Origin of the sequence: Metasolibacillus sp. FSL H7-0170 (assembly GCF_038593115.1) — a bacterium.
GTDB lineage: Bacteria > Bacillota > Bacilli > Bacillales_A > Planococcaceae > Metasolibacillus > Metasolibacillus fluoroglycofenilyticus.
In genome coordinates this window covers 1084817-1096883 of the sequence record NZ_CP151964.1, presented here as the reverse complement: position 1 = coordinate 1096883, position 12067 = coordinate 1084817, and the positions used below count along the sequence as shown (strand labels likewise).

The window sequence follows — 12067 nt, the reverse complement described above, 5'->3', positions numbered from 1 at the left end:
CTACAGTAAATACGAATCTAATAGAGAAAGGAGTAAAATCAATGAAATCAAAAAGTAGTAAACTTCTACTGATTGCAATGCTCGTCGTCAGTATGTGTTTACCTACCCATGCGCTGGCGACTAGCTCGGACTGGGTGATTACCACGATAGCGGGCAATGGGACGGAAGGAAGTGCAGGGGATGGAGATCAAGCAACAGCAGCCGAACTGAAATTTCCAAGTGGTGTAGCAGTAGATGCAGATGGCAATGTCTATATTGCCGATAGGGAAAATCACAAAGTGCGCAAAGTAGACACAGAAGGAATCATCACAACTTTTGCAGGGACTGGAACACGAGGAAATGGAGGGGATGACGGTCTAGCAACAACAACCCAACTGAACTATCCAAGAGGTGTAGCAGTAGATGCAGCAGGCAATGTCTATATTGCCGATAGTAGTAATCACAAAGTGCGCAAAGTAGACACAGCAGGAAACATCAAAACGATAGCAGGAGGTGGCGCTAGTACAGCTGAAGGAGTTTCAGCAACAGCAGCCAAACTGAGCTATCCAGGGGATGTAGCAGTAGATGCAGCAGGCAATGTCTATATTGCCGATAGTAGTAATCACAAAGTGCGCAAAGTAGACACAGAAGGAAATATCACAACTTTTGCAGGGACTGGAGAATACGAAAATGGAGGGGATGACGGTCCAGCAACAGCAGCCCAACTGAGGAATCCAAGTGGTGTAGTAGTAGATGCAGATGGCAATGTCTATATTGCCGATATGCATAATCACAAAGTGCGCAAAGTAGACACAGAAGGAAATATCACAACTTTTGCAGGTACTGGAATGTTCGGAAATAAAGGGGATGGCGGTCTAGCAACAGCAGCCCAACTGTACTATCCAAGAGGTGTAGCAGTAGATGCAGCAGGCAATGTCTATATTGCCGATACGGATAATAACAAAGTGCGCAAAGTAGACACAGATGGAAAAATCACAACTTTTGCAGGGACTGGAACACAAGGAAATGGAGGGGATGGCGGTCTAGCAACAGCAGCCCAACTGAGATCTCCACAGGGTGTAGCGGTAGATGCATCTGGCAATGTCTATATTGCCGATTCGGGTAATCACAAAGTGCGCAAAGTGGCACCACCTATCCCCGCGCTGCCACAAGTAACAGATGTCGCATTAAGTGATTCAGGTGTGGCAACGTGGACTGCGGTAGCCAATGCAAGTTCTTATGATGTGACATTATTGAAGGATAATACAGCCGTAAAAGCAGAAAATGTCACAACAACAACCCATAATTTCCTTGCAGAGATGCGCCAAAGTGCAGGTAGTTATACCGTACAAGTCAAGGCAAAAGGCGATGGCACAAATTATGTAGATGGTCTTTCTTCTACGCCGTCTACAGGGCAAACAGTGAAAAAAGTAGCTACTGCAACCGATTTAACTTGGACGGATCATAAAGCTACATGGACAGCCGTACCTGAGGCAACAAGTTATACCGTCCAATTGTTTAAAGCAGGAACAGCTGTAGGAGCAGAGGTATCTGCGCCGACAAACGAAATGGATTTTGCCGCACAGATGAAAACGAATGGTGTAGGGCGTTACACATATCGAGTGCAAGCCAAAGGAAACGACACACTTTTACTAGATGGTGAGTTTACGAGTGATTCGCCGGAAAAGGATTTCCAGCTTCCACCATTAGGGGCTGTAGGTAGTGTGGTTTTAACGGATAAAGGAATCGCCGAGTGGTCAGCGGTAGAACATGCAACTTCTTATCGTGTGATATTAGTGAAGGATAATGCATCCGCAGCAGCAACAATAAACACAAAAGAAACAACCCATGATTTCCTTGAAGAGATGCGCCAAAGTGCAGGTAGTTATACCGTAGAAGTGACGGCGGAAGGCGATAGAATTGACTTTGTTGATGGTCCACCGTCAGCTCTATCATCACCGCAAATTGTCCAGCCTTTAGCTACACCTGAAAATATGCAAATAAATGGAATGAAAACGACATGGGATGCAGTAGCACAGGCAGTCAATTATGAAGTGTCGATTGCGGGTGCAGCTCCGTCTATCACAAATGTGGCAAGCTATGACTTTTCTGACTACTTGAAAACAGCTGGTGTCGGCTCGTATACGTATACGGTGAAAGCGAAAGCGAGCGAAGAGTCCCTTTGGTTAGATAGTGCAAGCAGTGCAACTCAAACAATCACTTACGGCGCACATACAAAGCCAGCAACTGCAATTACGCAAACAACCGCGCTTGTTAGTGGAGAAGGCTTAGCGAATGTGAATACGGTGACTGCAATTGGTATTGAGTATGCGACGATGGCAGATTTCTCAAATAAAAAAGTCGTAACAATCGCAACTGCCGATGCGACAACGATTGATACAGCGAAAATTAGCTTTTCAACGGAATTAACGGAATTAGCACCGAACACAACTTATTATTATAAAGTGTATATAGAAGAAGGTTCAGCAAGATATGAAGGCTTAGTGGAGCGCTTCACAACATTGCAGGAGGATGGCACGCAACCAGAGCCGACACCAGAACCAAAACCAGAACCGACACCAACGCCAAATCCAGCTCCAACGCCGAGCCCAGGTCCAGGCACGAATCCAGGTGGGGGCGGAGATTCGGGCTCGGGTGGAACAACCCCAAGCCCGACACCAACACCAGAGCAGCCTCAGCCGGCACCTGTAGAACCGACGCCTGAGCCAGCACAACCAATAGAGCCAAAGCCGACGATTTCATTTAGTGATATCGAAAAGAGCTGGGCGAAGGAAGCGATAGAAGAAATGGCGGCACTTGGTGTCATTCAAGGCTATCCAGACGGCACATTCCGTCCGAATGAAGCCGTAAAGCGTAAGCATATTGCGCTAATGCTAAGTCGCTTGCTTGATTTAGAGCCAAAACGTGGCGCAAGTGCATTTCAAGATGTGCCAACAACACATCCGTATTACGAAGTGATTACAAAGCTACAACGTGCAGGCGTAATTGATGGGTCAGACGGTGCCTTCAATCCGGAAGCACCGATGACACGCGCGCAACTGGCGAAAGTGCTTGTACTGGCATTTGATATTCCATTAGATGGCACAACTACATTTCAAGATGTGCCTAGCACACATTGGAGCACGCCATATATTGCGACATTAGCCGATAGAGGAATTGTGTTAGGGGACAATGGCCGCTTCAAGCCAAACGAACCTGTTACGAGAGCGCAATTTGCGGCATTTTTATCACGAACATTAGCACAAAGTAAATAAAAGAAAGCTGTTGGGTGCCATTTACCCAACAGCTTTTTTGTCATATGACAAAAAGATGACAGCAGGCACTAGTAGGGAATGGCTGTTTTTGTTAAGCTGACAATATATATAAACAGGCAGAACAAGGGAGGTGTTCCGATTGAATTCGAAGCATCCTCCTTGTTTACTAATAGATGATAAGTAGGTGAATCCTATGCTGACAATGCAAGGTTATGATACGTTAGAGCAAGTACTGGACCATGAGGAAATAGAGGTTTATCGTGTTCAAAGCGTAGCGAGTGGTCAAATATTGCTAGCAAAAACGGTGAAGACGCAGTATATGGGACAGGAGACGGTAGCGCATTTTCGAAATGAGTTCAAGCAGATGCGCATATTGCAAGGGAAAGGGACCATTGAAGCAATAGCGCTTGAAGTTGTAGGTGAGCGCCCTATTTTACTTTTCCAAAATATAGAGGGCTACAATTTATCAACATTAGCTAGTCGTGACGTATCTTTATTACAAAAAATAAAGTTGGCGATAGCGCTTGTAGAATGTGTACATCAATTACATAGTGCGAATATCGTCTTGAATGAAATATTGCCGTGTTATTTTATCGTTGCTGACCAGATGGACGAGGTAAAGTTGATAGATCTTCGTTTTTCCTATATAAAAGATGAAACAAACAGCTACTCGGTTGCGGGGCGCAAAGTGTCGTCATTGTATACGTATACAGCGCCTGAAAAACTGGAACATGTTGCGATGCAAGAAACGGCGCATATGGATATTTATTCACTAGGTATTCTTTTATATGAGCTGTTTACGGGGCGTGCGCCTTACACATCTACGCAGGTGCTTGATGTGATATATGATCAAGTGTCGACTGTACAGCAACCAATGTATGTTCGAAATGAAGCCATTCCGATTATGTTATCCGCGCTCGTTGATAAATGTATGGAAAAAACACCTAGCATGCGTTACACAAGCGCATATAGCTTGCAGGCGGATTTAGAGGAATGTTATCGCCGCTTCCAGCAAGAGGGGATGATTCAACCATTTCCATTGGCGACATACGAAGTAATTATCCACTGGTTTGAACAACGCATGCCGTTTGGTCGAGATAAGGAACAGCAGCTGTTTACCCATCTATTAACGCAAATTCGACAGGGACGGGTGGGGGCTATTTCGGTCAGTGGGGAAGAAGGGGTAGGCAAAACTTATTTCGTTGAACATACATTGAAAAAATTGCTGCTACCCGATGATGTCTACGTAAGTGTTCTTTCTGAGAAGGCGGAGCAGCAAGTGCCCTATTCTCTATTTAAAAAAGTAGTGGAACAGCTAGTAAAGCAAATACTAGCAAAGCCTAACGAACAGTTTGAGCGTTGGCAATATCAAGTAAAAGCTACGTTAAAAGGGAACGAAAGTTTGTTCGTCTCGCTTGTGCCGAGTTTATCTTTGCTAATTGGAGAGCATCCGAAGCAACCACTATCGCTGGAGCTTGAAGTTGAGGAAATAGTACACGAAGGAATTACCCATCTTTTACAATTATTTATTGAGGATGCCCATCTATTTACTTTATTTATAGATGATTTTCATTTTATAGATGAGCAGTCTCTTCATTTATTGCGCTATCTTTTGCAAATGCAAAGTATGCAGCGCTTATTAGTAATTACGGCATATCGAGTGCATGCGAGGACTTTGTTACCTGCCACACAGCAAACCGTTGTCACACAACATATTCCGTTACGATGTTATACAGAGGAGTCCTTTGCGCAGTTTTTGCAGTTTGGACTTGGGGGGACGCAGAAAGAGCAACGAATGCTACAGCAAATATTGTTTAAAAAAACTTCGGGTAATCCGTTGCGCTTGCGTCAATTTTTACAAGAGGCTTTAGAAAAAGGATTTGTGGAAATTGATTTTTCAAAGGATTTTTGGCAATGGAATTTGCAAGGGATTGCCATGTTGACTAATAGAAAACAGCAAGAACATCCCGCAGCTACTTTTATGAAATATGTCAACCATCCAACGGCACAGCTACTCATACAGGCGGCTTTTTTAGGCAATCAATTCAAGCTACAGCCACTTGCTGAAATGACAGGCTATACACAGCAACAGTTACTTGAAACTTTACAAGCGGCGATGAATTACCAATTAATTTATCGTTTATCGAATGAGCAGCAGCTGTACGCTTTTCAGCATGAGGATATACGACAAATGTTTGAACAGCGAGCGAGTTTACGGGAGCAGGAGATGCTGCGTATTAAGGCAGGGACAATCTTGCTGAAATATTTAGATGAAGATGTAACGGTGGTCGAGGTGCTGCAACATTTTAATCAGGTGCAGGAGCAATTGATCGCACACGGTAGGCGATTGCAGTTGATTGAGCTTAATTTCAAGGCGGCGCAAGAAGTAGCGGCGCATGATGAGGCTGCGGTCTATTTACAAACAGCATTTGATTTGTTGTTAGCAGAGGATTGGCAACAGCATTATGCATTGACATATGCGATTTATAAGTTGCGAGCGGAGTGGGCAATTGTTAGTGAACATTATGAGTTAGCAACGGCGCTGTGTGAGCTACTTCTTAAGCAATCACAAACGCTAGATGATACGATGCAGGTGTATGTTCTATATGTAAAATTGGCACTTTATCAAGATGCATATGATCAGGTATTTCAATTAGGCAAAGAGGCGCTTGCATTGTTGCAGTTACCGATAAAATTGGAAGTTAGCAAGGTGAAAGAGTATTATTATTGGTTGCGTATGAGCAGGAAACTGGGGAAATCACCTCCGAAAGCACTTACCATGTTACCGAAAATGAGCGATGTACGGATAAAAGCAGCGATGCGTATTTTAGTCTATATGGCAAATGCTAGCATGGTATCAAGTAGAGAGGGCTGGTTGATGGCGGTCGTGCTGTTGCTTGATTTGACGTGGCAATATGGCGTAACAGAGGAGTCGGCCTATGGTTTTGCAGGCTATGGATTAATCCAAAATACACTTGCCTTTAATTATGAAACTGCCTATTCTTATGGCAAGTTTGCGAGTGAGCTTGTGCAAAATAATGCAGAAGTAGCGATGCAGGTGAATACGATTATTATGCTCGGACAGGATAGCTGGCGCAAATATGAGCCTGATTTTTTATTATCCATTTCAGATTATGCCAATCAGCACGGTGTACTATCGGACAGTAAAGGGCAAACGAATCATAGTTTTTTAACAAATTGTGGTTTGCTATTTAATTTTAGCTACCCACTAAAAGATTTATATGCCCATCTATTGTCGCGCAGTTCGCTACTACAAAATGATACTAGTCGGGCATTTGCAGAGGTGTTATCGTCATTATTGACAAAATTAACAGGTTACGTAGCGGCACATGATCCATTTTATACGCAAAGCCAACCGATAGAGAAGGGCACTTTTTTATATGAAGGTTCGTTATTGTTTCGCTATATTACAGGCTATTTATTAGGCGATTATGAGGAGGCGTATGAAGCGGTTGTCGAGAGTAAGGAGATTGATCAGGCGCGTAAAAAGAGGAGTTTGCCAAATGGCAGTAATGATTACTACTATATGTTAATTACGAAAGAATTATTTACAAGTGCTACATTCGACAAGCGGCAGACGAGACGTTGTGTGAAAAATTTGCAACGTATGGCGAAGCGCAGCCCGAATAATTATTTGCATAAATATTTGGCGGTTAAGGCGGTGTATGCGCAGATGCGGGGTCAGGCAATGGGCAAAGTGGAGGAATTGTATGAACAGGCGGTGCAGGCTGCTTATCAATACGGACATATTCATGATGTCGGCATTATTGCAGAGTGTTTGGCGAAGTATCATTTAGAAATGAACAAAAAAATACAGGCGAAGGTTTATCTGAATGAGAGTTATGCTGCTTATCAAAGGTGGGGCGCACTAGCAAAAGTCGCACAACTCGAGGCTCAATATGGCCACTTATTATTTTCCAAGAAAACGACAGATTTAGAACAGGTGGATTACTTAACGATTGTATCCTCGGCAAGTGCTTTATCAGAGGAAATTGAAATTGAGCAATTGCTCAATAAGCTGTTGCGCATTATGCTGCAAAATGCAGGGGCAAAGTATGGCGCCCTGTTGTTAGCACAAGAGGAAAATTGGGTGGTAGAAGCATATGGCACATTGGAAAATATAGTTGTGCAATCTATCCCGATACGAGAAGCAGGTGACTTTGTGCCAACATCTATTATTGATTATTCCATAAAAATGAAACAAGAGGTTGTACTACATGATGCGATGAATAGTGGCTTTAGTCAGAGCAATTATATTAAGGAGCATAATTTACGGTCTGTGCTATGTCTACCAATTACACACCAGAACAAATTGCTTGCTATTTTGTATATGGAAAACAATTTATCAGAAGGTGTGTTTACAGAGGAGAGGCTAGATGTGTTGAAGCTACTCTGTTCGCAATGTGCCATTTCCATCACGAACGCACGTCTTTATTCGGATATTCACTACTTAACAAAAAATCTAGAGCATCAAGTTGAAGAACGTACAGAAAGCCTACAAAAGTCTATGCAAATGACATCAGAGGCTTTAACGGAAATGAGTATTTATGCAGAGCGCAACCGCATTGCACAGGAAATTCATGATATTGTCGGGCATACATTGACATCGACGATATTGCAAATCGAGGCGGGGCGGAGGCTGCTAGTAAAGGATACCGATGCGGCAGTGCAACGACTAAAGGATGCCCAGGACCTTGTACGTCATAGTTTAAGTGAGATTCGCAATTCAGTGCATATGCTAAGAGAGGACAAATATTATGATGTGCAACGGGCGCTGTCTGCATTAATAGAAAATACAGAGCGCAATACGGGTGTCAAGATCCATGCGACGATAGACGATGTGGAACATTTACCTGTCATAATGAAAAAATTACTTTATCATGCCTTGCAGGAAGGGCTAACAAATGGTATCCGCCATGGACAGAGTAGTGCGTTTCATTTTACTTTACAGGATGACGGGGAAAAAGTGCAGTTTGAGTTGTTGGATAATGGTAACGGTGCGGAGGATTTACTGTTAGGCTTCGGGCTGAGTATGATGAGGGATCGTGTAGAGCAACTAAAGGGGACATTTTTGATACAATCAGCGCATGGAAATGGTTGCGTAGTGCATATTACATTGCCATATAAGGGGGACGTCGAATGATTACCATTTTGATTGCAGACGATCAAATGTTAATACGTGAAGGGCTAAAAACGATTATTGATCTAGAAGATGATATGCAAATTGTAGCAGTTGCTAGCAACGGTGAAGAAGCAGTGGCACTAACGAAACTTCATCGCCCGCAGCTTGTACTGATGGACATTCAAATGCCGATTATGGACGGTCTTACCGCATTAAAAGCTATCAAGAAGCAATTTCCTGACACATTCATTTTGATTTTATCTACATTTTTGGAAGAGAACTATATTGTCAATGGTTTAGCGAATGGTGCTAGCGGTTATTTATTGAAGGATATGGATACAGACAAAATGCTCGACTCTATTCGTGATACGATACATGGACAATTCATTTTGCCTTCAGCGGTAGCAGTGAAACTGATAGCCAAACTATCGCAGACCAACACGACACAGACAGAGAAAGTGGAACTCACACAAAGAGAGCTAGAAATCGCTAAACTAATTGTAGAGGGTAAAAGTAATAAAGAAATTGCTATTGACCTTTATATTGCAGAAGGCACAGTACGCAATTATGTAAGCAATTTATATAGCAAATTGGAAGTGATTGATCGCGTGCAAGCGATTGTGAAGTTGAAAGGATACTTGTGAAGACGGGTGTCTAAAAAGTGTGCTCCTCGTCGTAGAAAATATGGTTTTAATATTCATTCATTTTTTAATTATAATAGAAGAAACTCTAGATAGCAAAAAGCGGAATTTCGTTTAAAAGTTCAAAATGAAATTACTGACCTAAATCATAATAATGAATAGTGAAAAGCCAATTCGCTGATAAATTAGTGAAAGTCGCTGATATACTCTCAAAAAGCGCTGATATATTTTCAAAACTCACGGATATTCCCTCTTCATAGATAGATTTTCACTATCTTGTGTTCTAATATTATCTACAGAATAATACAAAAATTTGCTATTATAAAGCGAGGAGGGGATTGAAAATGAAGCATTTTATTTCTAAAGAACATGCAATTTATGCCATGAGTGCAGACAATCAACCTGTGTGTATAGTGCAAAGTGGAGACACGGTTGTGTTTGAGGCGTATGATTGCTTCACAGACCAAATTACAAGCGAAGATCAAGTAGTTGAGGCACTTGATTGGAACAAAATTAATCCGGCGACAGGACCTATTTTTGTAGAAGGAGCTAAGCAAGGCGATGTATTAGAAGTGGAAATTCATACAATTGATATTGGTGATACTGTAACCTTAATGACTGGTCCTGAATTAGGCGTACTCGGTGATGAGTTAGATACAATGACGATTAAACGTGCGCCTATTGTCGATGACGAGATACTGTTTACGGAGGATATAAAAATCCCCGTTAACAAAATGATAGGTGTCATTGGCACAGCGCCGGCAAATGGTGCCATAAGCTGCGGTGTACCTGATGCGCATGGGGGCAATATGGATACAACAGCTATTACAGAGGGCGCAAAGCTCTATTTACCGGTTAATGTTGAAGGGGCTTTGCTTGCACTAGGGGATTGCCATGCTGCGATGGGCGATGGCGAAGTATCGGTTTGTGGCGGAGAAGTGCCTGCGCAAGTAACAGTGACAGTGCGCGTTCTGAAAAATCACACTGTGCCAACCCCCTACTTAATTAAGGATGATGCAATTAGCACAATTGCCTCAGCGAAAACATTGGATGAAGCTACGGTGATGGCGACGAAAAATATGGTGCGCGTTGTGAGGCAATCGACCGCTTTAACAGATGCGGAGGCAATCCATTTATTATCGCTTGCAGGACAGCTGCGCATTAGTCAAATTGTTGACCCGAATAAAACAGCACGGATGGAGTTGCCGCTGCGTTATTTGAAAAATTTCCCGTGAGTAGCGATTGAAATGATGAGATTCATTTGCTATGATTGAATGCAAATATTTAATTCGTTGATGTGCCCAAGTAAATAAAGAATTGTGAAACAGAGAGTATAGCAAAAGCTGAGAGCTATATCACCGCTTCTTTATTGAAACCAAGCACGGAGAAGTGCCGACTCGTTGCCGTTATCCAACGTTAGAGGGCTTTAATTGATTAAAGCTAAAAATAGGTGGTACCACGTTTATTATGCATAAAGACGTCCTAATTCAGGATGGCTTTATGCTTTTTTATTTTTGAATTAAAGGAGTGTATTGTTTATGCAACAAGAAAATGAATTTACGAAATGGTATTTGAAAACAATTCAAGATGCGGAGTTAATGGATTATACACCTGTTCGTGGCTGTATTACGTTTCGACCAGATGGCTATGAAATTTGGGAGCATATTCAAGCTGCTATGGACAAGCGTTTTAAAGAAACAGGGCATCGCAATGCTTATTTCCCGATGTTAATTCCTGAATCATTTTTCGAAAAGGAAAAGGACCATATTGAAGGCTTTTCACCTGAGTTGCCATGGGTGACGGAGGCGGCAGGAGAGCCTTTGGAGGAGCGATTAGCTTTGCGACCAACATCTGAAACGATGATTGGGCATCTTTATGCAAAATGGGTGAAAAGCTATCGTGATTTACCACTGCTGTTAAATCAATGGGCGAATGTTTTCCGATGGGAGAAAAAAACATTGCCGTTTATCCGTACATCGGAATTTTTATGGCAGGAGGGACATACTGCACATGAAAATGAGAAGGAGGCGCGTCAGGAAACGATGCAAATGCTCGCTATTTATAAGGAGGTCGTAGAAAATATTTTAGCGATTCCTGTATATGAGGGCACAAAAACAGAGACAGAGCGATTTGCTGGTGCTGTCGATACATTTTCAATTGAAGCGATGATGAAGGATGGCAAGGCGGTACAGGCAGGTACATCTCACTATTTAGGGACAAAGTTTGCAGAGGCCTTTGATATTAAATACCTTAACAAAAATAATGAGCATCAGTATGTGCATACGACTTCTTGGGGTACTTCGACACGGCTAATTGGCTCAGTCATTATGGTGCATGGCGATGAAAAAGGATTGGTTTTACCACCGAAAATTGCCCCAACACAGGTCGTGCTAATGCCAGTCGGTCCATTTAAAAAGCATCCAGAAATTTTAGAGAAGCTTGAGGAAATTCAACTAGCTTTAAAGGGTAAAGGCATCCGTGCGAAGCTAGATGATACAGACCAAACAGCAGGCTTTAAATTTAACAAATGGGAGCAAAAAGGCGCTGCTTTGCGTGTTGAGCTTGGCCCTCGTGATTATCAAAATAGGCAAGCGATAGTTAAAACTCGTGATGAAGAGGAGAAACAAACAGTGAGTTTGGCACAATTAATCACAGTCATTGAGGAAGAGCTTGAAGTCATGCAGACACGTCTTTTGACAAAGGCGCGTGCGTTTAGAGATGCCCACTCTCATACGGCAATCGACACAATGACACAGCTTGAGCAGCATATCGAAGCAAACAAAGTGCCAGGTTGGATTTTAGCAGGCTGGTGTGGCAGTGTGGAATGTGAGCAAAAGGTAAAGGAACAAACAAAATTCACAACACGTAATATCCCATTCAATCCGCCTATCGAAAAGAAGACATGCATTTGCTGTGAGCAACCAGCTCAGCACACGGTTTGGTTCGCTAGAGCTTATTGATGATGGTTGAAATTCCCTTTCATTCTTTTTATACTACTTATAAGTGAAATGATAGGGAAAAATATAAAG

The 12067-nt window shown here is 42.5% G+C and carries 5 protein-coding genes; all 5 read left to right on the top strand.

From position 1 onward, the window contains the following. Positions 1-41: 41 nt before the first annotated feature. Complete coding sequence (locus MHH70_RS05205; RefSeq protein WP_342472729.1) at positions 42-3254, top strand: S-layer homology domain-containing protein; 3213 nt, start codon at positions 42-44, stop codon at positions 3252-3254. 193 nt (positions 3255-3447) lie between these two features. Continuing rightward, positions 3448-8418 (top strand): AAA family ATPase, encoded by a 4971-nt coding sequence (locus MHH70_RS05200; protein WP_342472728.1) that lies wholly within the window; start codon positions 3448-3450, stop codon positions 8416-8418. After that, positions 8415-9041: a response regulator transcription factor gene (locus MHH70_RS05195; protein ID WP_342472727.1), complete on the top strand. Its 627-nt coding sequence runs from the start codon at positions 8415-8417 to the stop codon at positions 9039-9041. Before MHH70_RS05200 ends, MHH70_RS05195 begins: the two co-directional genes overlap by 4 nt. 341 nt (positions 9042-9382) lie before the next feature. Beyond that, complete coding sequence (locus MHH70_RS05190; protein ID WP_342472726.1) at positions 9383-10273, top strand: acetamidase/formamidase family protein; 891 nt, start codon at positions 9383-9385, stop codon at positions 10271-10273. Positions 10274-10576: 303 nt separating this feature from the next. Continuing rightward, positions 10577-11998: a proline--tRNA ligase gene (gene proS, locus MHH70_RS05185; RefSeq protein WP_342472725.1), complete on the top strand. Its 1422-nt coding sequence runs from the start codon at positions 10577-10579 to the stop codon at positions 11996-11998. The last annotated feature ends 69 nt before the right edge of the window (positions 11999-12067 follow it).